Source organism: Gemella taiwanensis (genome assembly GCF_054054385.1).
This window is the reverse complement of record NZ_JBSMTL010000016.1, coordinates 1-23,535: the sequence shown is the minus strand read 5'-3', so window position 1 is coordinate 23,535 and position 23,535 is coordinate 1. Positions and strand designations below refer to the sequence as shown.

Below are 23,535 nucleotides of genomic sequence, written 5' to 3'. Positions count from 1 at the left end.
ATCTGCTTTGTTTTTAGCTGTTCCTACTACTTTAGTTCCTTCTTTTAGCTCAAACTCATATTTGTCTGCTTCAAGAGTTTTACCATTCAATACTTTTTTAGCTGTAATAGTTGCTTTTGTTTCAGCTACTTTATATGTATTTGTAAAAGTTGGTTCAGGTGAAGTCACAGAAGCCTTCAGAGTAGTACCTTGGAATTCAGCTTTTACTGTAACCTCTTTAGCTGTTTCATCAAAGGTCACTCCTGGAACTGCATTAGTAGTATCTTCTTTGATAACATAATTGTAAACTCCTGCACCTTTCACTTCTATATTTTCAAATGTAATAGATCCATCAGCTTTTGTTTTAGCTGTTGCGATAGGTATAGTTAAATTATTTGCTGAGTATAGATTGAATGTGAATTCATCTGCTTTAGGTAGCTCTCCTTCACGTCCAGAAACAACTTTTTTAGCTGTTATATTAACAGGTACTGGAATTGGGTTATCTTTAAGGTTTATTGTAGAACCTGCCGCTCCTAATTTAAGAGTATATTCTTGTTCGTCCAATTTATATCCAGCTGGAGCTGTTTTTTCTTTTATCTTGAAAGTTTTACCTTTCCATTTCTGATCATAAGTTTTAGTTAATGCAAAACCTTTTTCGTTAGTTGTTACCTCTGTAGTCTCTGTTGGATCATCTACAGCAGTAACAGTATAAACAGCGCCTGAAACAGGAGCTAGTGTGAAAGCATCTGTTTTATTAATTTTAATTTGATAAGCTGTAGAAGCTACAATTGTACCAGAAATTAATGAAGTAGCCTCTGCTTTCATGCTAAACGCATTTGGACGACTAGTATTTTGTGAAAGTTTTTTCCCATCTGCTTGAGATAGAGCTACCACATTCGCTACTTTTGTGCCATCATTCGGTGTAGTAGTGCTATATGTAACAAAGTAAGAAGTTGTTCCATCTTTAATAGTTATATCAAAAGAAGTATAATTTTCATTCCAAGAAACTGTATAGTCTTTTCCTTCAACCATAAGTTCAGCAACGTCTGGAACACCAGATGTTCCACCTGTGATATCTGCCTTATAGATCTTTAAAGATTCTGGGATGTATTGAGCTGGAGTATATGCCACATCATCATTAGGAATACTATCGTGAAGCACAATATTTTGTCCAAAGTCTTGTTTTTCAGTATTAACACGTACTCTCCAATTAGAAACTGCATCCCCTTTACTAACTGAGCCAATCGCCGCTAATTTTGGAGAACTCCACTCTTTACGTTCTGCTTGTCCACCTATTTTTGCATAGTTTTCAACACCAACTTTTGGTCCCGATATTGTTTTGGAAGTATAGATATGTCTAATCTCTTGCTTCATTGCATTTGAATTAAAAGAAATTAGTGTACTAGTCTGGTCTTTAATAAATCGAAAAGAACCTGAAAAATTACCTAAAACATCTTTTACTTTATCCCCACCAGTTTTTTCTAAATATTTATCCAAGTTTTTCAAAGTAACCGTTATTTTCCCACCTTTGTCTGACCCATTTGCTGTAACAACCGCTTCTCCGATATTAACCTTTGTAGTTGGATCAATTAATTGTTGTTTATCATTATAAACCGTCATTGGTGCTGGAATATCAAAGGTGAAATAATCACCGTTATTTAAATTTTCATTATACTTTTTAAGATCAAATGTTACACGAAGTTTATACGCCTGTCCTGTTCGAATTAGATATTCTCCTGTTTCTGTGGCTTTTTGCTTTGTATCAGAAGCATCAAGAAGCTCAACTCCGTTTATAACTTGTGTTAATTCTTTTGGTGTTGTATCATTGGCTTTTACTGTACCTAGAGAAATAGATACAGATGATAAAAGTAATATCACTGCTGCTGAAATTTTTGAAAATAATTTCAATATTATTTTGCTTTTTTGCATACAATTGCCCTCTTTTCTATATATTTATTAAATTTTCAAAGTTCTCGATTCTCTCTTTGATAAAATTATAGAGAAAATCAGCATGATTTTCATGATATCCAACAATTAGTACTCTCCAAAATTACTAAAATATGAGTAAAAATTACTAAACTATGAATAATCAATAAAATTTTAGCATCACTCTCTTTTTTTGTCAAGAGAAATTAATTAAATTACTATTATTTTTCAATAGTGAATTTTTTTAGTTACCAATTTAATTTATTGATTATATTATTATCTTTCATCAATTTAATATTTTGACTACAGTTAGTTTATTTACTAAAATTATTTCATCTGTTTCTAGTTACATTATGTATAACAAATATAATAATATATAGCTGAAATTTAAGAAACTAAAAAATTAAAGAAAGTGATTTAAATTTATGAAGAAATTAAAAAAAGCAAAAATGCATTAGGCTTCTATTTCTATAGGTGTTGTTGCTTCTACTTCACTAGTTAATAATGCATCTGCTAACGAAGTTATAAATGATAATTTAAAACCAAGTTCAACTATTGCTATTCCAACATTAATAAGTAAAAATATAGACTTGGTACATAATAATGTTCTTTCTAATTCTGGTGATTTTGTTGAAACTAAAGAAACTATTGAAGAAAAAACTCAATCTAGTTCTGATAAAATCAACTCTCATTCTAACACTCCGAAAAAAGACGATGATAGAGTTGTAGCAACTTCAACTAATGAAACAGTGCTTAGGCCAGAGTTAAAAACTAATAAAGATATTGTTGAGACAAAAGCTACTTCAAAAATTTTAAAAGAAAACCAAAATAATTCTATAAAAAAGAAGGTCCTAGTTCCTCTGCAGTAGAGTCATCTTCTGCACCTTCATTGTCTAGTGCAAATACAGAGTTATTGCATGATAATAAAGATAATAAAACCATTACTGCTCCTGGTAATTCTGGTGAAACCAAGGAAACTATTGAAGAAAAAACTCAATCTAGCTCCCATGAAATCAACTCTCATTCTAACACTCCAAAAAAAGACAATGATAATATTGTAGCAACTTCAACTAATGAAACAGTGCTTAAACCAGAGTTGAAAACTAATAAAGATGTTATTGAGACAAAAACTACTTCAAAAAATTTAAAAGAAAACCAAAATAATTCTATAAAAAAGAAGATCCTAGCTCCTCTGCAGTAGAGTCATCTTCTGCACCTTCATTGTCTAGTGCGAATACAGAGTTATTACCTGATAATAAATTTACTACTTCTAGTGGTTCTAACAAGTGTAAAGAAACAATTAAAGAAAGAGGTCAAATTCGTTTTCGTCGAATTGGTTTCCTTTCTTCTAATACTCCAGAAAAAAATAAAGATACTTCGATAGCATCCTACTGAACCAACTCTAAAACCTGAATTAAAAGCTGATGAAGAGGCGATTAAGGAAAAAGCTATTCCTAACATTTCAAAAGAAACTCAATCTGAAAAAATAAAAAACGCAATTACAGAGAATATTCGTACAGTTGCTTTTAAACCTACTGTTGAAGGAGTAGATTACGAAATTCACTATGATGAAAAAAACAAATGGTATTATATTGATGCGACTAATTTTGGATTAAATCCCGCTGAAAATCTTGATGATACTGAGGCTTTGAATAAAGCTTTAAAAGCAGCAAACGAAATTATAATGGCTGATCCTAGTGGTACTAGATACACCGGAGTTGCTGTTAAGCTTTCTGGAATTGTTAATATTGCTCGCGATAGAGGAGAAATCGATCATTATGAAATTTTAACATATGGTTCAGGTGTACCCATGCCTATACGCGGTGGAAAAATTGATGGTGTCCAAAACTTAGCACATGTCACAAAAGAAGAATATAAAAATCTTACTGTAGATGCGGATGGGCTTACTCGCTATGTTAGCTCTAACAACGAAACCCTAACTGGTATAGCTTTACCTATCTATAGAAAAAGAGAAGATGGTCTATTTAATCAAATTAAGGTTGGTTCTGAACATTCTAATGTTACAGGTATCTTTGGTGATGGGCCAGGAACAACTGTTCTAAAAAACAATTTGGTCCAACTTGGTAAACCATGGGATAGCAATGAAAATGATACAGATAATCGTGATCACGCCGTTCTTCTTGTTGAAAATCAAAATGGTTTTGTCATTAAAAATTTATCTGTTTCTATCCAAAATTTAAAAGAAGCCTTTGGCGAAACTCATGATGGTTTTTATGTGAAAGGAATGCCTTACTATGGTAAAGTTGATGGTATTCTGGTAAATGATTCTGATAATGTTACAATTGATAGTGTAGAATCAAGCGGAGCAAATAAAGCTGGATTACGTTTTGGTTCTTCTCATAATAGTGTTTCAAATATCTTACTTCCAGGATGGGGGCGTCCACGATCTATCAGTAATTTAATATCAAATAAAGCTCCTGGTTATACTTTTGATAACTTGAATTTAGGTGAAAATAATAAAGTTTTGAACAGCAATACTCATAATAACCGCGTTGCTGGTGTCCAATTTTCTTACCAAACTAATATACTTATAGAAGGAACTACAACTTCTGAAAATGGACATAAACTAAACGGAAGTACCGGATATGGCTTTGCCTCTGAAGCTGGTTCATATAATAATGGCATAGTCTTTAGAAATAATACAAGTACATATAACTACCGTAAAGGTTTAGATATTCATGATGGAGATCGTATCTTAATTGAAAATAATGTTTCATATGGAGATCGTTTGCTAGGTATTTCTGTCTATAATCGTAATTTTAAAATGGAAAATGTTATTATTAGAAATAACATTATTACACAGGATAAGATTAACCGTCTAGCTAAAGATGATTTAAAAGTAGATGGGAAATTTTCTCATGGGCATGACTACCTACAATATGAGGCTATTCACTTACAAACTAATGAAAAATCTCAGGATTTGAGTGAAATAGGATCTGTAGGATATTTTGAAATTAGTAATAATCGTATTCAGAATTTAGATTCTTCTGGTCGAACTGCTACAAATCAAGACTACAATACTAATGCTATTTTAGTTCGTATGCAAGAACCTTATTTAAATTATGTTCTTAACATCAAAAACAATCGAATTACCGGTCATTCAGCGAATGATATTCTTAAAATGATTAACTCCTCTAATGATAATATTAAAGGTACTTCTACTTTATCTGAAACAAATAAATTTGCAAATGGTTTGGGTTATGGTTCTGGTTCTATCAATATTAGTGGAAATAAAGTTGAATTAGATGAATTATATGGTGATCCAAATAAAGACTTATCAGCTATTACTATAGCTGAGTCTACTATTAACCCTAATGTTACTGATCAAAAGCTTCGTGCCGCTCAAGATAAATTCCGTAGTTCTGTCACTTTTGAAAACAATGATATTAAAATTAAAAAAACTTTTATGAGTACTAGACCTGGTATCATAGGAAAACAAAAAAATATGCCGGTTATTTCTATTACAACTAATTCAGAAGCCATTCTTTTTAAAGATAATAATCTTGATTTTGGTGAAGTAACTCAAACATTAGCTAAAAATATTGCCCCTCTTTCTCCTTTAATTAGTTTAAATGGAAATAATGGTACATTAATTCAACCTGGGCTTGGTTTTAATGCTAATACAAGTCGTACTCCAAGTAATCTTCCCAATACATTGAGCAGAACGCAGCCATTAGTTTTTCTTGGTAACGATATTAAAATTTCTGGCATTAGCTATGCTAATAATATTGATTTACCCCTTCGTGTTCTAGAAACTAGTCACCTAGTTCGCTATACAAACAATAATACTTTTACATCAGACTCGGAAATTACTGCTTCTGTTACAGATACAAAAACAGATCCACTTGGAAATTCTATCTATACATCTTCTACTGAACGTGTAACTCCAAGTAAAGAAAAGAATAGAAGTCAATTTAATATGGGAATTAGTCGTTTTTCTACTGCCTCTCCTATTTTACTTGATAGTAAGGAAGAAGTTGTTCCTTATGACACTGTTTATATCAATGATAATACAATAGCTGCGGGTACAAGTTTTGAAAAAACTCCAGGTAGAGAAGGAAAAAAAATTGTAGATAATTATACCACATCTATATATAATTCTGTTTATGAAAAAAGCAGTGATACTGATATTCTTAACTATGGTCTAAGATTTTTCTATAGTACTGCTAATATTCGAGAAGCAACAGATAATGATCGAGTTCCTGGTTTGATTCGTGCAGATTATTTAACAACGAATAATGAAATTATGACTGCTACTAAAACGTATAACTACACCGATACTAAAAAAGAAACTAAATCAACAGAAATGATTTATCGTTATGAAAACCTGCCAATTGGTTTAAAGAATAATACAGAATATAGATATACTAATGAAACTATTTCAACACAACCTCAGAATCGTGTTATTCATGTTGGTACACGTACTTCTAAGTCTATTGGTAATTTTGAATATTTTGATATAGACTTTGAAACAGAATATATAAACGATAATAGTATTCCAACAGGTAATTCTATTATTAAAAACCCTGGAGCAAAAGGAATTCGTACAGTTGTTTACCGAGAAATCCGAGATAATAATACAAATGAACTTATTTCAAGAGAGTTAGTTTCTGATAACATCACAACAAAACCTGTTATCATTACTGTAAAACGCACAGTTGAAGAATCTATTCCATTCACTATTCGTACAATAAACGACAACGATTTAGCTGTAGGAATTCAACTTGTTGCTACTTCTGGAAAACCTGGTTCTCGTATGGTTGTTTACGAAGATACTCTAAATACTCAAGGAAATATTATTTCTAGCAAAATTATCTCTTCTATTATAATAACAGAACCTGTTGAACAAATAATAAGAATTGGTGTAAAACAACCTTTTTCAAATACTAATAAAATAGATGGTGATATAATAAAACAGAATATTGATACTAACCTTCCTCCACGTAAAAATGCTAAAGTATTGTATAATACAGGAGAAAAAGTCAATAATTCTATCTCTATCATAGGTATTTTAATGTTATTTGTAGGAGCAGTTCTTAAGATGTTTAGTCGTAAAAAGAAAGAAAGAAAATAACTTACTTATTTCTTTAATTAATAATAAAATATATAAAAATACCGACCTCCCCAAAGTTAGACTTAAAAATCTAACTTTGGGGAGGTCGGTACATCCTTTTTGGAATTGTCTTTTTATAAAAGTTTTTATTTAGAAAATACTTTATTTAAAAATATTAATTATAATATCTCCACTTCTTTTTTATACTGCTCTTTTATATTTTCATCAAGGACATCATCACTGATAATTGCTGTAAGGTCTTTTAGTTGGAAAAATGTGTAAAATGCATGTGTTGAAAATTTGCTATGGTCCGCAAGAACATAACGTTCAGTCGCATTATTAAGAATCGTTTCATTACAACGTCCTTCTTCTTCATCAGAGATAGTAACCTTCTCTAAATCTATTCCATTTACCCCAACAAACGCCTTATTTACACTAATTTTACTAAGTGCATCTTGCGTGAAGTACCCGATAAATCCTTTTGTTTTTTTGACGATATCTTCCTCCGATAAAAATAAGATCGCAAGATGGATTGTCTTTAAACTGTTCGAATACTGTTAATGAATTCGTCACAATATTGATATCTCTATCTTGAAGATACTCTGCTAAATAACTCGTAGTACTTCCTGGTCCTATAAAAATAGTCTCATTATCTTTTATAAGCTCTGATACTTTTCTAGCAATTTGTTTTTTCTCTTCAACATTTACAGAAATTTTCTTATTATAATTATCCTCTTGATAGAAGTTTTTCGGTTTTAACTTCGCTCCACCGTGTATTCTAGTAAGATGCCCATAATCTTCTAATTCTTGCAAATCACGGCGAATCGTCATCTCTGTAACATTCATGTCATGAGCAAGATTGCTAACGCGTACCAAATGTTTATTTTTCAATTCATTTAAGATATAACTATGTCTGTCTATTTTTAACATTTTTTCTCCACTCTAAAATAATAAATTTAACATTTATATTTTAACACTTTTTTCGAAAATATAAAACAGAAAACATAAAATAACTATCAAAACGAACGTTAAATCTAACATAAAAACAAAAAACTAGCTGCTTTTAGACTATAGCAACCCTCAAACAACTAGTTCTTATTCATTATTTTTCTTTATCTTCTTTTTCTTTAACCACTTTTGGTTGTTCTGTTGCTGCAACAACTCGCATATTTAGAAGTTTATCGTATAACATTATTGGATTTTTACGTTTAAGCACATATTTCTCATATAACCAGAATATTGCAGAAACTGGTACTGCACCCCATCCGATAGTAACTTTAATTAAAAATTCTCTAATTAAATATCTAGAAAATTCAATTTTCTTGTTATCTGTAGGAACTATTCGTACTTTAAGAAGTTTTTTCCCAATAGTTTGTCCTTGCCATTTATGTGGAAGGTATCCATATAACAGAACTGCGAAAATAACTATTGAAAGTGTCATATATAATGCATTTCTTTCATTTTCCGCTCCACCTTGTGCACGTAAGTTCACAGTAGAATATTGGAAAATAATCGCTATTGGCAAGTAGATTGCTAAGTCGATTAAATAAGCAATTAGACGTTTCACAGGTGAAGCTTCTTCTCCATAAACATCTAATAATGGTGTTTCAACCGGCGCTGAAGCATCACTTAATGTTGGTTTTATATTTCTATCATTATAGCTGTATGAGCTATTTTTTTTTATTTTCTTAACCATAGTTCACCTAGGCTTCTAAGTCAACGTTGTGGTATACTTGTTGAACATCTTCACAATCGTCAAGCATTTCTAACATTCTTTCGAATTTAGCTTTATCTTCTTCGCTTAATGTTACTTCGTTTTGAGGAATCATTGAAATTTCGGCAACTTCAAATTCTTCGATTCCAGCTGCTTTAAGAGCTTCTTGGATTTCGTGGAAGTTTTCTGGCTCACCATATACTAATGTTAACTCATCTTCTTCGATAATATCACGAGCATCGATATCAGCTTCCATAAGAATTTCTAATAATTCATCTGCACTCTTACCTTCAACACCAATAACAGCAGTGTTGTCGAACATATAGTTTACAGAACCAGTAACACCTAAGTTACCTCCGTTTTTACCTAATGCTGTACGTACTTCAGCAGCTGTACGGTTAACGTTGTTTGTAAGTGTATCGATGATAACCATTGTTCCACTTACACCGAAACCTTCATAACGTAATTCATCATAGTTTTCTTCACTTCCACCTTTTGCTTTTTCAATAGCACGGTCAATAATGTTTTTAGGAACACGGTAAGTTTTCGCTCTTTCTAAAACTACTTTTAGATTTCTGTTACTTTCTGGATCTGGTTCTCCAGTTTTTGCTGCTTGGTAAATTTCACGTCCAAACTTAGCATAAATCTTACTAGTGTTAGCGTCTTTTGCCGCTTTTTTTTCTTTAATATTATTCCATTTACGACCCATAGTCTTTTAATCTCTCTTTCTTTTTATAAATATTTTCCATTTTAGTAAAACTTCCTCGCCACAATGTAGCCAGAAAGTTATTACATACCATTCTATATTACTATATTTAAGCCATTTTTTCAAGCATTGACTAAGCTTTTTCACCTATCTTCTTATTAACTCATTTTCTAAAATATAATTTCTAATACGTACTATCTAATAGCTATTTCAAAAGGTTATATTGGGGCTCAGCCTTGCCGAAACAAAAAATTCGAAGTATAAGGAAATCCTCATACTTCGAATCTATTGTATAACCAAAGTTATTATTTGTATTCTACAAATTTGTTGAATTCAGCTTCATCAACGTTTGTTAATTTAACAATCCAAGATTCTTTTGGATCAGCTGAGTTTAAAACTGTTGGCTCTTCTTCAGCTTTTTTGTTGTATTCTACAACGTCCCCTGCTAATGGAGTGTTGATGTCTAATACAGTTTTTGATGCTTCTAAACGTAAGATAACATCATCTTTTTCTAATTTTTCTTTTTTTGAGAATTCTACGAATCCTACAGTACCAACATCATCTTGTAATTCTGCAGTTGGTCCAATAATGTATACACCTTCGCTTTTTTCAATCCATAAAGCTTTTGCTAATTTTTTCATTTTACAACCTCTTTCTATATTTTATAATTTTTTCTAAGTATCAATGACCTTATTTCGTCACCGATTTTTACTCAAGGATATATTATACATTTTACAAGATTAAAAATCAACTAAAATAATAATAAAAGTGATATTAACTTTCAATTAGTTTAATAAAAACTAATTAATACTATCCTTTACTTTCAAAACTGATAGTACTAGGCTACTTGCACCAAGTACAGACTTTTACAAAGTATTTAATTTCATAGTTAGACGCAGTGGTTTATTAATTTCAAAAATCGCTTTACACAAGCTCATTTGAAATCTAATAAACTGTGTGGGGGTGACTCGACAAAATCGATTTATTTCTTCGAAATCTCGATTTTTGAGTCACTCCCAAGAACAAGTAGTCTTATTTAGGCACGACATATGCAGTTCACTTTACGTATGAATATTTATTATCCTACTAAAACAAGTACGCTAATACATATAAAAAATCACCTGAAGGGCAATTCAGTTGCTTTTCGTGTTTATATGTGAATATACTCATCCTATTCACTTATCTATATTTTATAATATTATAATTCTTCTAATGTCAAAAAATTACCTAAGCTAATCCTCACTTGACCTTTTTAATTAGCTATTATTTCTTAACTCAATATCAACTCAACTAATTCTTGTGCTTCTACTTTTCCGAAATAATGACCTAAGTCAATACTTTCTAATACTTCTAGTAAGTCTTCTTCTTTTACCCTTACCCCGATTAATCTCTCCTCGACATCACCGACATTACCTTTTCCAAAAAAGTCTCCGTAAATTTTAGCTTTTATAATTCGTCCCTCTTCTACTTCCAAATTGAATTCAACAGTCCCAATCCCAAGACGTGCATCTCTATTGTAATTATAACGTGGTGATTTCCCGTAGTTCCAGTCCCAGTTTTGATATTTCTTAACGAGCAACTCGTCAATCTCTCGCCAATCGTCTTCTGTCAATTCATAACGTTTTATATCTTCTAGTTTCTCGCAGTTGAACAGGCGGCATAGGTATAAATCTTTAAAATCTACTACAGATAAGTTTCTATATTCCTCATCTAAATGCTCTCTAAGACCTGTAACTCTACTTCTTACCGAATCTATTCCTTTTGACTCAATTTTCTTACGATTAGGTCTTAGTACATTGACCATCGCATCATAATCAACATCTAGAAGTAGCGTATATCCCCCGTAAATTTTTCCATTAACAAGAGTCATCGCAGCTCCACTTACTTTCTTTCCATCAACAACAAGGTCATTTCGTCCTGTTTGTTCAACCTCACTCACACCTAGATCACATAGGATATTTACCGCTGGTTCATAGAACTTTTTAAAATTACCATAGACATTACTATCACCACTCATAATAAGGCAGATATTTACAGCTCCTTCGTCTAAAAATACCGTTCCCCCGCCTGTATCACGTCTAACAAGGGTTATGCCATGAGATTTCATATACTCATGATTAATCTCTTTTTCGGCATTTTGGAAAAGACCAATCTGTACTTTTGGTTTACAACAATAAGGAAATATTATATCCTCATCTAAGTTTAATTTATTCAAAACATGTACTTGTATCGCTAAAGCTACCGCCCCATCGTAAATATATTGTCCGTTTCTTATCGGCTCTATTAAATACATAAGCACTCCTCATTTTCTAAAGTATCATAATATAAACGACTACTATTATACAAGTTAACCCTTAGATAATAGTAGCCGCTTCATCTTAATAGTCTTTTATTCTTTAATTACTACTTCACCCCTACATCGCGGCAATCTTCTTAGTAATTTTCTTCTAATTTCCTAAATTCATCTCTCGTATGTTGCGGCAGACTCTTACCGTAGTCCATCATAAGCACAATGTCTTTAAACGCAGCTTTCGGAATCGCTAATCTTTCGATATCTTCCACCCCTACATCCAGATTAATGTCTTCTTCACGATTTTCTTGGAATTTAGCTACAAAATCCGGTTCAGCTACGAAGACGCTAGATAAACCTACCATCTCAGCGTGCATAATAGCTTCGCGGCTTTTTTCTATACTATTAATTCCACCAGTCGCCATCAAAGGAACACGCCCTGCAAGATGTTCATGAACTACTTCATTTATCAAACGACCTTCGTTAGGTCCTTCAGCACGAACTTTATTTTGATAAATATTTTGCCCCCAACTCGCTATCGCAATGTAAGACAACGGCACTCTTTCTAGTATCCAATCTGTAAGTTGGTTAAATTCTTCCACAGTATAACCTATTATCGCACCACGTGTTTCTTCTGGGGTTGCTCTATATCCTAGAATAAAATCCTCAGGTGCTTCATCTTTTATAACTTCATACACTGCTTCAAACACTTCAAGAATGAACCTAGCTCTATTTTTCAATGAATCTACACCATATTCATCATGGCGTTTATTCGATACCGTTGAGAAAAAGGTCTGTAGCATTAGCTTTTGTGCGGTTGATATTTCTATCCCTGCAAAGCCTGCGCGTATCGCTCTTCTCGTCGCATCTTTGTATTTTTGTTTAATCACATTGATCATTTCATGAGACAACTCTTCTACCTCATGTTCAAACGGAAGATGCAACTTCAACTTACTCGGTCCATAAACCTTATGGTGTACCCCGTAGTAATTAGCACCTGCTCCTGAATAAGTCAGTTGCAAAATAGCCTTTGCTCCTGCATCTTGCATAGCATCTGCCATTTTAGTAAGTCCTGGTATGCAACTATCATCATGTGCACCGAAGCCAAACTCGAACAACTGCCCATCAACATCGACATAAGCCGCACCCGTTACCTGTAGTGGTGCTGACTTAGCACGTCTTAATGCATAATCCAAGTCTTCTTTTGTGATAATTCCATCTTTTGTAGAAGAATTAGTCGTCATCGGCGACAGCACGAACCTATTTTCTAACTGAACACCGTTTGCTAGTTTTATGGGAGTTAATAATTTTTCCACAAACTCACACCTCTTTTACATAGTTTGTAAAACTAACTTAAGATTAAGTCTACTAATTCTTTCGCTTCTACATTTCCGAAGTAGTGAGTTAAATCAATGCTTCCTAACGCTTCTAGTAAATCTTCTTCTTTAACTCTTACTCCGATTAATTTCTCTTCTACATCAGCTACATTTCCTTTTCCGAAGAAATCTCCGTAGATTTTTGCTTTTGTAATACGTCCTTCTTCAACCTCTAAGCTGAAATCAACAGTTCCGATTGCAAGGTGAGCATCACGGTTGTAATTATAACGTGGTGATTTCCCATAGTTCCAATCCCAGTTACGATATTTTTCATCCGCTAATTTTTCAATTGCAGCCCAGTCTTCATCAGTAAGTTCATATCTTTTCGCATCTTTAATATCTTCGATTCCCATTAATCCACAGATGATTAAGTTTTTGAACTCATCGATTGTTACATTTTGATATTCAGGTTTTAATAATTCACGCATACCCATTACACGCGCTCTTACTGATTCAATACCTTTTGATTCAATTTTTTTACGGTTTGGAGTTAAGGCATTAACCATCGCTTCGTAGTTTACATCAAGAAGTAATGAATATCCTCCGTAAATTTTACCACGTACTAATGTCATCGCAGCTCCACTTACTTTTTTACCACGAGCAGTTAAGTCGTTACGTCCTCTTTGTTCAACTTCTGTAGCTCCTAAGCTGTGAAGTACGTCTACTGCTGGTTGGTAGAATTTTTTGTAGTTTCCATATACATCTGTATCCCCAGGCATTAAGAAACATACGTTAACAGCACCGTTATCAACGTACACACCACCACCACCTGTATCACGACGAACTAGGATAATATCTTTTTCTTTCATGTAGTCATGGTTTACTTCAGTTTCAGCATTTTGGAATAATCCGATTTCTACTTTTGGTTCGCAGTAATATGGGAAGATTACAGTCTCATCGATATCGATGTTGTTAAGCACGTAAACTTGCATCGCCATTACTAGCGCTCCATCTGGTAAATATTTTCCGTTTCTAATTGGTTCTATTAAATACATAATTTATTCTCCTTTATTTTTTAATTTTTATTAATGTATTTTTTAGCTAATAATATATTTTATTGTAGTTTTCATATAATTTGGTCCGCAATATCACAAAATCTCATAGTGAATTTTCTTCACAGCCTATGTTATACACTTGATGCGCACTACCCGAAAATTTATTACGGGGCTGACCCAAAATACCTAAATTTTAACAAAGTGTATATGGAAACTCATAGACGCAGTGGTTTATTGATATCTAAAATCGCTTTAGAAAAGCTTTTTAGATATGTAATAAACTGTATGGAGGTGACTCGACAAAATCTTGTTTCTTGAAATCACGATTTTTTAGTCACTTCCTTTTTTCCAACAACTCTTCCACTTCTAACGTTAAATCTTTACTATTTTGATTAAACCACAATACCCTAGAAGCTATTCTTTCAGGGAATTGGTATTTCTTCTGATTCATAGTAATCATCAACGCCTGTGGATTTTTATCAAGTTCTCTATAAAATGGATATTTTATAAACTGAGGCGTCGTAAATCCTACTCCTATTTCGATAAATAATGTTTTCTTATCACGATTTTTTTCTAAAAATTCATTATACTTATCTAGATGTTCAAAAAAGATTGGATCCTCTACCATTCCCTTTTCAGCATTACGCTTATTAACCTCAAGTGGTGCTCCACATTCTGGACATAATGGAATAGACCTATAGTCAACTTCCATATTTTCTTGTTCCACAGCAAGTCTACGCATTAATGCTTCATCTTGATATGTCTTCGCATGACAGTGTTTACTGCACTGCATAAGCCCGTACTTCCCTTGAATGTGGAAAACTTTATCCATATCATACCCCGCAACATCGAACGCATTATCCGCATTAGTCGTAATAATGTGATAGTTTTTATCCTTTAGAATATTTTTTAAGGCAGTGTAACTTGCCCCAACAGGTTGATCAAAGTAATTTAATAAGACAAAACGACTTTGAAAAGCCCAATATTCTTGTGAACTAGGGAAATCAAATAGGCTCGCCTGTAACATATCTAAAAATTTATATTTTTCTACAAAATCTTTAAAGTTACTCGTGAATCTTTCTCCAATATAAGTAAATCCATCGGCAGCTGACATTCCAGCTCCTATTCCTATGACTATCGCCTCAGCTTCTTCTATTAACTGTGCTAATTTTTCGGCATTGTTTTCTTCTAACTCTATCACCTTCCAAGTCATTAATTTTTCTCCTCTTTTTCCATTAGCTCTTTTGCTAAAATCTCTATAATATTTTTTCTTCTTTCTATAGTTGGTACTAAAGGTATACACATAAGTTCTTCCAACTCTAATTCTGTAGCTAAATCTCTAAGTTTTTCTACTACAACATCCTTCGTACCCCAAACTAAACGTGTTCTATTTTTTTCTACTTTTTCTTTATCAATTTCAGCAATTTCATACTCTTTTGCTGTTTCTATACTAGGAAATCTGTCGAATTCTGTAAATTCTTTCTTACCAAGAAGCCATACATCTAAACAACGTACCAAGTCTTTCGCCTCTTGTTCATCTTCTCCAATCGCTATAAATACCGCAACAACATCTTGTGGTGTTTTTTGTTGATCAATCATCTTTGTACGATAAGTTTGTAAACATCTTTTTGCTGTTTCTATATAATCTACAGCTTGATTAAAGAATAGACCATAAACATAGTTTTGCCCTAGCTCTGCAGCTAGATTCGCACTTTTCTCACTAGTTGATAGTAGCCACATTGGACCAACCTTCGCTTCTGGTGGTTGCACCAATGTTTCAGTTCCTGTTAGAAGCTCCAGCAATTCTTTACAACTTTCATTGTATTCATCTCGTGTTATAGGCATCGTATTCATCAGTTTTTGAACTACTTTAGTTCCAGGATTATTACCTATCCCTAGATTCACCCTATTTGGATACAAAGCACTAAGGAGTTTTATCCATTCACTGATTTTATATGGTGAATAGTGAGGAATCATTATTCCACCTGTACCTATTTGTATTTTTTCTGTATTTTGTAAAAGGTGCAACATAAGTAGTTCTGGGCTACTGCTCGCAAGTGCTGGTACCTGATGATGTTCAGCCATCCAAAAACGACTATAACCCAACTTTTCTGCTAAACGAGCCAGCTGCGTACTTTCACCTATAGCTTCTAATGCAGTTTTCCCTTCATCTACAATAGCATAATCTAAAATACTAAGTTTCATAGTATTATCCTCTTATATTTTATCTTATTTTATATAACTTCAAATATCTATTTTCTTCTTTTTAGTATTTTATTTCACACTCTTCAATTTATTTTTACCTTTTTATATACTTAATAATCTGATATAATAAATTATAAGAAAACCTTTTCTGAAATTACGAACTTATTATATCATATTTTCAGAAAAAGTACACATACCTAGCACCACTACTTTAAATTTTTTATAAAAAAATTATGGTAACTTAATCTACTGAATCTACCTTTAATTTACATAATTTTAGATAATATCAGCAGTTTATTTTCTATATTATTTTTTCTTGTTGTATATTTTTTGGTATAGTTGTATGTTATTTACATTACTTAAAGAGGTATTTTTTATGGAATCAAAATTATTAACACCTGTTAAACTGGCTAATGGAATAGAACTTGAGAATCGTTTTGTTCTTTCTCCGATGACTACAAACTCATCTACCGCAGAAGGCTTCATTACAGAAGACGATCTTCTTTACGCTAAAAGACGAAAAAATACAGCCCCCTTACAAATTACCGGCGCTGCTTATATAAATCTAGAAGGACAACTTTTTGAATATGGTTTTAGTGTACATGATGATGCATGTATTCCAGGTTTAACTGAAATGGCGAAGGCTATGCAGTCTGGTGGAGCAAAAGCTATCTTGCAACTTACTCATGCTGGTCGTTTCGCTAATCACTACGTTACTACTAACAAACGCGCCGTCGGTCCAAGTTATATGGAATTAAACTCGCCTGTAGAACACATCGTTTATCCTCTTTCTATAGAAGATATACAAAAAATAAAAGAAGACTATAAGCGTGCATCAAGTCGTGCAATCGCAGCTGGTTTCGATGGTATTGAGATATCTAGTGCTCAACGTCTTTTACTACAAACATTCTTTTCTACCTTCTCAAATGAACGCCACGATGAATACGGAGTAGATACACTAGAAAATCGCTCACGTTTCATCCTTGAAGTTTTTGAAGAAGTATATGAAGTAATTAAAAAAGAAGCTCCAGCAGACTTTATCTTCGGTTATCGTGCAACACCTGAAGAAACTCGCGGTGAAGAAGTTGGTTATACTGTAGAAGAATTTAATCAGCTTACCGACTGGTTATTAGAAAGAGTACCACTGTCATACATGGCAATCGCAAGCTGGGGACAAAATATTTATCTAAATACAGTACGAGCAGAAGGTCCACATCAAGGAAGACTTATTAACGAAATAGTCTATGAACACTTAAATGGAAGAATACCATTAATCGCTTCAGGTGGAATCAACACTGTGGAAAAATGTGAAGCTGCAATTTTACATGCTGATATGATTGGTTTATCTTCTCCATTTGTTGCAGAACCAGATTTCGTTGAAAAACTAAAAGCAAATCATATAGAAGATATAAATCTGGATGTTGGTGTTGAAGATATAGAGCGCTTAGCTATTCCAAAAGCGGCATTTAAAGACATCGTCCTTATGATGGACTATGGTAAAAGTTTACCCCTACATACTAGAGACGAGTTTAGGAAATTAGAAGAAAATTATTAACAATATTCCTTTTTCGAGGCTAACCCAAAAGTAAAACAAAAAACCAGACTTTTCATAAGTAATGTAATTCTTTTTTTACATTTACTTACTCTAAGTCTGTTTTTTATTATTGAATTCTTGTTAATCTTTTCACCTTAGTCTGCACTACATTTAACGGTACCGCTTCTTTCGTTATAACACTAGTATCTAATCCAAACCATTTTTCCGGGGTTACCGTTATTTTTTTCAGTTTTAATCTTACTCCCATAATGAAGTTATCGAATGATGATAAGCCGTTACTATTACCTAGTACCTCTTCAATCAGTACGAATCTAAAGTCTCCGACCGTCTCAGCTTTACCTCTTAAGTTGTACTTAGTAGGTTGTAGCTCTAATTCTTTATTCATCAACAAATCATCTATTACTTGATGCATAAACATATTTACTCTTTGGTGTTCTCTAAATCCTAAGTTAAAAGTGATTTTAAGTATTTTTTTGTCGCTAAATTTAGTAACTTTATACTCTCTTTTATATGGTTTATCTATAACGTTAATATGTACGAAAAAGTAGACATTCGCCCTTTTCGGTTGTTTGTTTAATATAGAGTACAATACTGCATAATCCACATCTTCTTCTCTTTTCGCACCTGTTAAGTATACTAAGTTTGTTGCATATTTCGGTACACTTTTATCCATACTTAACTGAAGTAATTGTTTTGTATAATTTTTCACAGTTAAATATTGACTTTCTCTCTCTTTTATCTCTGTTCCTCTATACCAGATAAACATAATTATAAATATTAGTAACGCTATGAATACCGTAATGTATCCACCATTTACAAATTTTAAACTATTCGCATATAAGAAGAATAATTCTTCTATTCCAAAAAACATTAAGAAGATTACAGCAAATATTTTTTTAGCTTTAACTTTGTACAAGTAAATACTTAATAATAGCGTAGTTACAAACATTGTTATACTAATACTTAAACCGTACGCTGCTTCCATATTACTACTTGTTCTAAAGAATATTACGACACAGCTACTGCAGATAAATAGTATTATATTAACCGCAGATACATAAACCTGTCCTTTTAATTCTGTCGGATATTTTATTATTAATTTTGGGAATAGGTTTAATTTTATCGCCTCTGAGATTAATGTGAAAGATCCTGTTATTAAACTTTGACTCGCTATTATCGCAGCTAATGTTGCTAGTATTACTTGAAATACTACAAAACTCTCTGGAACTATCGCAAAGAATGGATTTTTTTCTGAACTGTAATTTGTCGATAATAAATACGCTGCTTGACCGAAATAATTCGCAAGTAAACATACTTTAACCGCAAACCAAGCCATTCTAACATTTTTTCGTCCACAGTGACCTAAGTCCACATATAAATCCTCTGCACCTGATACACATAAAAACACCGCCCCTAATAAGACGAATACTCCTGGGTATGTAATTAATAAATTAAGTGCATATTTTGGATTAATAGCTTTTAATATTTCTAGTCTAGTACCTATTGATTTTATTCCCCAGAAAAATAGAGATAAAAACCATAAACTCATTATAGGACCAAATAGCGATCCTATCTTTTTCGTTCCAAATCTTTGAAATGAAAAGATAAAGATAAAAATTATTAATACTAAAATTATCACATCATTTGTGTTTATAGCTGGGATTATATCATGTAATCCCTCAACAGCTGATGTCACTGTAATTGCTGGTGTTATTATTCCGTCCGCAAGAAGTGTTGCTCCGCCTATCATCGCTAAGAGAACAACTCCTCGTTTAGTTTTATTTTTTATTAAAGCAAATAATGAGAATACTCCACCTTCACCATGGTTATCCGCCTTTAATGCGATTAATACATATTTAGTCGTCGTCTGTAAGGTCATTACCCAAAATATTAAACTAACGAATCCTAATACGAGATTTTCACTCATCATAGCATCACTACTACGGACGAATGATTTCATTACATAAAGTACCGAGGTCCCTATGTCTCCAAATATTATTCCAATAGTTATTATTACACCAAGAAAAGTCAATCTTGATTTATCCATTTTTATACCCTCTTATAAATAATTGAAATTATATCACTTCTATAAAATCAGTAATATAATTCTCACATATTATTATATTCCTCTTGTGAAGAAAGTCAATAGTAAGTATCTTATATAATTTATTTTAATATAATGCATAAATCATGTATACAATACCTTTTTCTTCTTTCACTTCAATATAACACCTTAAATTATTTAATTTAAACGACACACACTCATCATTCTATAAAAAATATCAAAAACACCTTTAAATTAATTTTGAAAACTTTTACTTTAACACTTTACAAACCTATTTAAAAAGTGTTAAAATTAAGTTAACGAAATTTAACACATTAAATTTAAAGGATAGATTTTTATGAATAAAGGGGTGCTATTATGTTAATAAAAAGTAAAAAAGTTTGGTCGAGCGGACAATTTCTTCCTCTTATTTTAGAAATAGAAGATAAAAAAATAACTGCCGTTTATGACTATGATGCATTCGATAAAGTAGATTATGATTTTGGAACTAACCGTGTTTTACCTGGATTTATAGATGTTCATACACATGGTGCTTACGGTTATGATACTAATGATGTTAATGAAGAGGGACTTCGTAATTGGACAAAAAATGTCGTTTCTGAAGGTGTAACATCATTCTTACCTACTACAATTACACAAACTGAAGAAGTTCTTCTAAAAGCTGTCGCTAATGTTGCTAAAGTATACGAAGAAGGATATGAAGGAGCTGAAATCTTAGGTATTCACTTCGAAGGACCTTATCTTGATGTAGAAAAACGTGGTGCTCAACCGTTAAGTTGTATTCAAACACCAAGTGTTGAACAATTTAAAAAATTCCAAGCAGCTAGTAAAAACTTAATTAAACTTATTACTATCGCTTGTGAAAAAGATGTTGATTATAAGCTTACTAAATATTTAGTAAGCCAAGGTATTCGTGTAAGTTTAGGTCACTCAGCTTGTAATTATAAAGAAAGTTATCTTGCATTCGCCAATGGTGCGTCATCTCAGACTCACGTTTATAACGGTATGGTTGGTTTCCATCACCGCGATGGTGGTCAAGTAGGATTTGCTCTACGTGCACGTGATGCATATGGAGAAATTATTTGTGACGGTATCCACTCTACTACAGATGCTCTTAACACATATTTCACAGCAAAAGGGCGTGATCATGGAATTATGATTACTGACTCTCTTTGTGCAAAAGGTTGTGGCCGTGGCTCTTACATCTTCGGTGGAGAAAATATGGAAATATATGAAGATGGTAGTGCTCACCGTGACGATGGTCGTCTTGCAGGTTCTACACTTAGAGTTATCGATGGTCTACGCGTCTTAATAGAAGATGCTTTAGTACCAGTTGATGCAGCAATTAACTCTTGTACAAAAAACCCTGCTGAAATGTTAGGTTTTGCCGATCGTAAAGGTAAACTTAAAGTAGGTTACGATGCTGACGTTGTTGTTATTAGTCCTGAATACGAAGTACTAACAACATTCGCGCGTGGTAAAGAAGTTTATAAAAAAGAAGATTAATAAATAAGGAGTAACAATATGAAATATTTAGTTTTTAATTCTAAAAAAGAAGCTTCACAAGAAGCATATAAAATTATTAAAAGTTTAATAGATGAAAATTCAACATTAGGACTTGCGACTGGATCAACTCCAACAGATTTATACGAAGAGATGATCGCTGATTATAAAGCTGGAAACTTTAGCTATAAAAATATTAAATCTTATAACTTAGATGAGTATGTTGGAATTAGCTATGATCACCCTGAAAGTTATCATAAATTCATGGATACTAATTTATTCGATCATCTTGATATAAATAAAGAAAATACACACGTTCCTGATGCTAGTGCTGAAGACTTAGAAAAAGCTCTTAAATCATATCAAGAAGAGCTAAATAACACACAAATCGATGTCCAAATCCTTGGTGTTGGATCTAATGGACACATTGGTTTTAATGAACCAGGAACATCATTTGAAGCTGGAGTACACGTTGTTGATTTAAAACAAGAAACAATCGAAGCAAACTCTAGATTCTTTAATAACGATATTAACCTAGTACCAAAACAAGCTGTAACAATGGGAATTAAAGATATTATGCGCGCAAAACATATTATCTTATTAGCGTTTGGAAAAGCAAAACAACAAGCGATAAAAAGTTTAATAGAAGGTGAGGAAATAACTGAAAATATTCCTTGTACTGTTCTAAAAAATCACCCTAGTGTTTATGTACTAGTAGATAAAGAAGCAGACTTTAAATAATTAATAAAGTGGGAGTGGCTGTCTACTAAACTATCATCTCTAGTCGAACCCTCCCACTAAAATAAACACATCGATGTAAGCGTTTGATCTTAAAATTTAAAATAGGGAGGTACAAAATATGTGTACACAATTAAATTGGACAAATATAGCTACTGTAGCGGCTCAAAAAGGCTATGAAAATAATATAGGTACAGCAGGATTAGTTAAAGGAGTATTAGGTAATAAACTAATCTTCGGTGGTGGGGCTAACTTCCCAGGTGGACTACCTGTAGATGGAGGAGTCAAAGTAAATCATAAAGATGTATATCTATATGAAGAAACGTCTGAAGGAGTAACACTATTAGATCAAATTCAATTCGACTATCCTTTAGCATATGGACCAAGTGCAGTACATAACGACACTTTATACTACATCGCGAATAAAACTGAAACATCATCAGAAATTTTAGCATTCACTGTTGTTGATAACAAATTAAAAGTTGAAGTAGTCGACACTCTTCCACTTACTGTAGAAAATGTTATCGCAAAAGTTCACAATAATAAACTATACTTTGGTATTGGATCTATTAACGGATCAAATAATAATGAACTTTATGCATATGATTTAGCAACTAAGAAATTTGAAGTAATTTCAGAATTTCCTGGGAAATTACGTAATCAAGCTGTAAGCTACGTATACAATAATGAACTTTATGTATACGGTGGCGGTGCTGGTGAAACTTATAACGATGGCTTTAAACTTAACTTAGAAACAAAAGAATGGACTCAACTTGCTGATGTAGAAATTGATAATGAGGAAGTATCTCTACTAGGTGCTGATTGGGCTCCATTAAACGAAGATGAACTACTAGTAATCGGTGGTTTCAATAAAGATGTATGGAAAGATGCAGTATTTAACTTAACAACATTACAAGGTGAAGATCACGCAAAATATCGCGATGCATACTTCAGACGTCCTGTAAGTGATTATAAGTGGAATAAAAAAGAATTAGTATATAACTTGAAAGAAAATCGCTGGTATCAATTAGGAGAAATTCCTTTCGAAGCACCTTGTGGACATGCATTGCTAGCCACTGATAACAATATTTACTCAATCATGGGTGAGATTAAACCAGCTGAACGAAAACCATATATCCATAGAACAAAAAAATAATAAAATAAAAGAACTACTTAACAAACACATGTTAGGTAGTTCTTCTTTTTATCAATTAAATTTATATACTATTTTATTCATATTAATAAAAATCAAATAAAAAAAGAACCTTCCAAAAGGAAGGCTCTCACTGTTGCCTGGCAACGTTCTAGTCTCACAGGGCGTAAGCCCAACTACATTCGACGCTAAAGAGCTTAACTTCTGTGTTCGGTATGGGTACAGGTGTGTCCTCTTCGCTATCGCCACCAGACGA

At 32.6% G+C, this 23,535-nt stretch carries 20 protein-coding genes and 1 rRNA gene; 8 read left to right on the top strand and 13 right to left on the bottom strand.

What is annotated here, in order from left to right; all coding sequences use genetic code 11:
* Positions 1 to 1,908, bottom strand: a 1,908-nt coding sequence (locus tag ACWOA3_RS08470) for a Spy0128 family protein (RefSeq protein ID WP_456885316.1), incomplete at its 3' end; no start/stop codon positions are given.
* A gap of 587 nt (positions 1,909 to 2,495) precedes the next feature.
* Between ACWOA3_RS08470 and ACWOA3_RS08465 the strand changes: the two genes are divergently transcribed.
* The 4 genes from ACWOA3_RS08465 (at position 2,496) to ACWOA3_RS08450 (ending at position 7,000) form a co-directional block, all read left to right on the top strand.
* Entirely contained in the window at positions 2,496 to 2,774 is a 279-nt protein-coding gene (locus ACWOA3_RS08465; RefSeq protein WP_456885314.1) for a hypothetical protein, read from the top strand.
* A 20-nt stretch (positions 2,775 to 2,794) separates the two neighbouring features.
* Positions 2,795 to 3,106 (top strand): hypothetical protein, encoded by a 312-nt coding sequence (locus tag ACWOA3_RS08460; protein WP_456885312.1) that lies wholly within the window; start codon positions 2,795 to 2,797, stop codon positions 3,104 to 3,106.
* A 20-nt stretch (positions 3,107 to 3,126) separates the two neighbouring features.
* Positions 3,127 to 3,300 (top strand): hypothetical protein, encoded by a 174-nt coding sequence (locus ACWOA3_RS08455; RefSeq protein WP_456885310.1) that lies wholly within the window; start codon positions 3,127 to 3,129, stop codon positions 3,298 to 3,300.
* 253 nt (positions 3,301 to 3,553) lie between these two features.
* Positions 3,554 to 7,000, top strand: coding sequence for a G5 domain-containing protein (locus ACWOA3_RS08450; RefSeq protein ID WP_456885308.1), 3,447 nt, complete (start codon positions 3,554 to 3,556; stop codon positions 6,998 to 7,000).
* A gap of 158 nt (positions 7,001 to 7,158) precedes the next feature.
* Here the strand turns inward: ACWOA3_RS08450 and ACWOA3_RS08445 are convergent, their stop codons facing one another.
* The 10 genes from ACWOA3_RS08445 to ACWOA3_RS08400 form a co-directional block, all read right to left on the bottom strand.
* Entirely contained in the window at positions 7,159 to 7,419 is a 261-nt protein-coding gene (locus tag ACWOA3_RS08445; protein WP_456885317.1) for a hypothetical protein, read from the bottom strand.
* A 4-nt stretch (positions 7,420 to 7,423) separates the two neighbouring features.
* Positions 7,424 to 7,909 carry a DeoR/GlpR family DNA-binding transcription regulator gene (locus ACWOA3_RS08440; RefSeq protein ID WP_456885306.1) on the bottom strand — a complete coding sequence of 162 codons (486 nt, stop codon included), beginning with the start codon at positions 7,907 to 7,909 and terminating at the stop codon, positions 7,424 to 7,426.
* A 172-nt stretch (positions 7,910 to 8,081) separates the two neighbouring features.
* A complete protein-coding gene (locus ACWOA3_RS08435) occupies positions 8,082 to 8,675 on the bottom strand; it encodes an RDD family protein (RefSeq protein WP_456885304.1) in 594 nt (197 codons plus the stop codon).
* A 7-nt stretch (positions 8,676 to 8,682) separates the two neighbouring features.
* Complete coding sequence (locus tag ACWOA3_RS08430; RefSeq protein ID WP_003144482.1) at positions 8,683 to 9,402, bottom strand: YebC/PmpR family DNA-binding transcriptional regulator; 720 nt, start codon at positions 9,400 to 9,402, stop codon at positions 8,683 to 8,685.
* 302 nt (positions 9,403 to 9,704) lie between these two features.
* Positions 9,705 to 10,040 (bottom strand): glycine cleavage system protein H, encoded by a 336-nt coding sequence (locus ACWOA3_RS08425; RefSeq protein ID WP_316452285.1) that lies wholly within the window; start codon positions 10,038 to 10,040, stop codon positions 9,705 to 9,707.
* 629 nt (positions 10,041 to 10,669) lie between these two features.
* Positions 10,670 to 11,692: a lipoate--protein ligase gene (locus ACWOA3_RS08420; RefSeq protein WP_456885302.1), complete on the bottom strand. Its 1,023-nt coding sequence runs from the start codon at positions 11,690 to 11,692 to the stop codon at positions 10,670 to 10,672.
* Positions 11,693 to 11,832: 140 nt separating this feature from the next.
* Positions 11,833 to 13,005, bottom strand: coding sequence for an NADH-dependent flavin oxidoreductase (locus tag ACWOA3_RS08415; protein ID WP_456885300.1), 1,173 nt, complete (start codon positions 13,003 to 13,005; stop codon positions 11,833 to 11,835).
* Between the two features lie 32 nt (positions 13,006 to 13,037).
* Complete coding sequence (locus ACWOA3_RS08410) at positions 13,038 to 14,060, bottom strand: lipoate--protein ligase (protein ID WP_456885298.1); 1,023 nt, start codon at positions 14,058 to 14,060, stop codon at positions 13,038 to 13,040.
* Positions 14,061 to 14,394: 334 nt separating this feature from the next.
* Positions 14,395 to 15,273: an SIR2 family NAD-dependent protein deacylase gene (locus ACWOA3_RS08405; RefSeq protein WP_456885296.1), complete on the bottom strand. Its 879-nt coding sequence runs from the start codon at positions 15,271 to 15,273 to the stop codon at positions 14,395 to 14,397.
* The gene (locus ACWOA3_RS08400; RefSeq protein ID WP_456885294.1) at positions 15,273 to 16,265 is read right to left on the bottom strand and encodes an MsnO8 family LLM class oxidoreductase; all 993 of its coding nucleotides are present in this window, start codon (positions 16,263 to 16,265) and stop codon (positions 15,273 to 15,275) included. The genes ACWOA3_RS08405 and ACWOA3_RS08400 overlap by 1 nt, the downstream gene beginning before the upstream one ends.
* A gap of 376 nt (positions 16,266 to 16,641) precedes the next feature.
* Here ACWOA3_RS08400 and ACWOA3_RS08395 point away from each other — a divergent pair, with 376 nt between their 5' ends.
* Positions 16,642 to 17,820 carry an NADH-dependent flavin oxidoreductase gene (locus tag ACWOA3_RS08395; protein WP_456885292.1) on the top strand — a complete coding sequence of 393 codons (1,179 nt, stop codon included), beginning with the start codon at positions 16,642 to 16,644 and terminating at the stop codon, positions 17,818 to 17,820.
* 106 nt (positions 17,821 to 17,926) lie between these two features.
* On the opposite strand, the gene ACWOA3_RS08390 is transcribed toward ACWOA3_RS08395, so the two are convergent.
* The gene (locus tag ACWOA3_RS08390) at positions 17,927 to 19,867 is read right to left on the bottom strand and encodes a KUP/HAK/KT family potassium transporter (RefSeq protein WP_456885290.1); all 1,941 of its coding nucleotides are present in this window, start codon (positions 19,865 to 19,867) and stop codon (positions 17,927 to 17,929) included.
* A 375-nt stretch (positions 19,868 to 20,242) separates the two neighbouring features.
* Between ACWOA3_RS08390 and nagA the strand changes: the two genes are divergently transcribed.
* From nagA to ACWOA3_RS08375, 3 genes are all read left to right on the top strand, one after another.
* Complete coding sequence (gene nagA / locus ACWOA3_RS08385; protein WP_456885288.1) at positions 20,243 to 21,391, top strand: N-acetylglucosamine-6-phosphate deacetylase; 1,149 nt, start codon at positions 20,243 to 20,245, stop codon at positions 21,389 to 21,391.
* Between the two features lie 18 nt (positions 21,392 to 21,409).
* Positions 21,410 to 22,129, top strand: a complete 720-nt coding sequence (gene nagB / locus ACWOA3_RS08380; RefSeq protein WP_456885286.1) for a glucosamine-6-phosphate deaminase — start codon at positions 21,410 to 21,412, stop codon at positions 22,127 to 22,129.
* A 118-nt stretch (positions 22,130 to 22,247) separates the two neighbouring features.
* Complete coding sequence (locus tag ACWOA3_RS08375) at positions 22,248 to 23,282, top strand: cyclically-permuted mutarotase family protein (RefSeq protein ID WP_456885284.1); 1,035 nt, start codon at positions 22,248 to 22,250, stop codon at positions 23,280 to 23,282.
* Positions 23,283 to 23,417: 135 nt separating this feature from the next.
* On the opposite strand, the gene rrf is transcribed toward ACWOA3_RS08375, so the two are convergent.
* Positions 23,418 to 23,532: ribosomal RNA gene (gene rrf, locus ACWOA3_RS08370) — 5S ribosomal RNA — on the bottom strand.
* Positions 23,533 to 23,535 lie beyond the last annotated feature (3 nt).

What these genes read in the sequence shown, in the direction of transcription:
- ACWOA3_RS08440 (WP_456885306.1), bottom strand. Translation starts at nt 7,909, where the DNA reads ATGTTAAAAATAGACAGACATAGTTATATCTTAAATGAATTGAAAAAT.
- ACWOA3_RS08435 (WP_456885304.1), bottom strand. Translation starts at nt 8,675, where the DNA reads ATGGTTAAGAAAATAAAAAAAAATAGCTCATACAGCTATAATGATAGA.
- ACWOA3_RS08430 (WP_003144482.1), bottom strand. Translation starts at nt 9,402, where the DNA reads ATGGGTCGTAAATGGAATAATATTAAAGAAAAAAAAGCGGCAAAAGAC.
- ACWOA3_RS08425 (WP_316452285.1), bottom strand. Translation starts at nt 10,040, where the DNA reads ATGAAAAAATTAGCAAAAGCTTTATGGATTGAAAAAAGCGAAGGTGTA.
- ACWOA3_RS08420 (WP_456885302.1), bottom strand. Translation starts at nt 11,692, where the DNA reads ATGTATTTAATAGAGCCGATAAGAAACGGACAATATATTTACGATGGG.
- ACWOA3_RS08410 (WP_456885298.1), bottom strand. Translation starts at nt 14,060, where the DNA reads ATGTATTTAATAGAACCAATTAGAAACGGAAAATATTTACCAGATGGA.
- ACWOA3_RS08405 (WP_456885296.1), bottom strand. Translation starts at nt 15,273, where the DNA reads ATGACTTGGAAGGTGATAGAGTTAGAAGAAAACAATGCCGAAAAATTA.
- ACWOA3_RS08400 (WP_456885294.1), bottom strand. Translation starts at nt 16,265, where the DNA reads ATGAAACTTAGTATTTTAGATTATGCTATTGTAGATGAAGGGAAAACT.
- ACWOA3_RS08395 (WP_456885292.1), top strand. Translation starts at nt 16,642, where the DNA reads ATGGAATCAAAATTATTAACACCTGTTAAACTGGCTAATGGAATAGAA.
- ACWOA3_RS08390 (WP_456885290.1), bottom strand. Translation starts at nt 19,867, where the DNA reads ATGGATAAATCAAGATTGACTTTTCTTGGTGTAATAATAACTATTGGA.
- nagA (WP_456885288.1), top strand. Translation starts at nt 20,243, where the DNA reads ATGTTAATAAAAAGTAAAAAAGTTTGGTCGAGCGGACAATTTCTTCCT.
- nagB (WP_456885286.1), top strand. Translation starts at nt 21,410, where the DNA reads ATGAAATATTTAGTTTTTAATTCTAAAAAAGAAGCTTCACAAGAAGCA.
- ACWOA3_RS08375 (WP_456885284.1), top strand. Translation starts at nt 22,248, where the DNA reads ATGTGTACACAATTAAATTGGACAAATATAGCTACTGTAGCGGCTCAA.